At 47.8% G+C, this 904-nt stretch carries 1 protein-coding gene; it reads left to right on the top strand.

Annotation, left to right across the window (positions count from 1 at the left end; translation table 11 throughout):
* The coding region (locus BV372_RS34640) for a condensation domain-containing protein (protein ID WP_143845521.1) at positions 1-904 on the top strand (904 nt) is incomplete at both ends.

Genomic DNA, 904 nt, shown 5'->3' with positions numbered 1-904 from the left:
TCCATTTGGTAGCGAAGCCGGAAGCCGTCTGTACAAAACCGGAGATTTAGCACGTTACTTACCGGATGGAAACATAGAGTTTTTAGGAAGGATTGACCACCAAGTAAAAATTCGTGGCTTCCGGATTGAATTAGGCGAAATTGAAGCCGCGATCGCGCTACATCCAGCGGTGAAACAGGCCCTTGTTATCGATAGAGAAGATGTTTCTAGGAACAAGCAGCTAGTAGCATATATTGTCGCTCAATCCAAACAAGTTCCTACCCAGAGCGAATTGCGCCACTTTTTGCAAGGTAAGCTACCTGACTATATGGTGCCTGCCGCATTTGTATTTTTAGGCACTCTACCTTTAAATCCCAATGGCAAAGTAGACCGCCGCGCCCTAAGAGCGCCAGAGACAGTTGGCGTTAATTTAACCACAGACTATGTAGCACCACGCACCACTACAGAAGAAAAAATCGCCGCAATCTGGTCGCAAGTGTTGGGAGTCGAAAAAATCGGCATTAACGACAACTTCTTCGAGTTAGGCGGACACTCCCTACTAGCAACCCAAGCCATCTCCCACATCCGCCAAGCCTTAACAGTAGAAATCGCCCTGCAATCACTATTTGCCCAACCGACAATCGCCAAGTTAGCCGAGTTGATCGAACAGCAAGCCCAAAACACACAGCAATTACAGCAAATACCCAAAGCCAACCGCACCTCACTACCCCTATCATTCGCCCAGCAGCGCCTGTGGTTTTGGGAACAACTACAACCAGGCAACTCCATTTATCACATCGCATCAGCACTGCAATTACAAGGACCGCTCAACATCAAAGTCCTGCAAAAATCCTTAGATGCCATAGTTGCTCACCACGAAGCCCTACGCACCAACTACATCATCCAAAATGGCAACCCAATACAG

Origin of the sequence: Nostoc sp. T09 (assembly GCF_002154695.1) — a bacterium.
Taxonomy (GTDB): Bacteria; Cyanobacteriota; Cyanobacteriia; order Cyanobacteriales; family Nostocaceae; genus Aulosira.
This window is presented reverse-complemented; position numbering and strand designations above follow the sequence as displayed.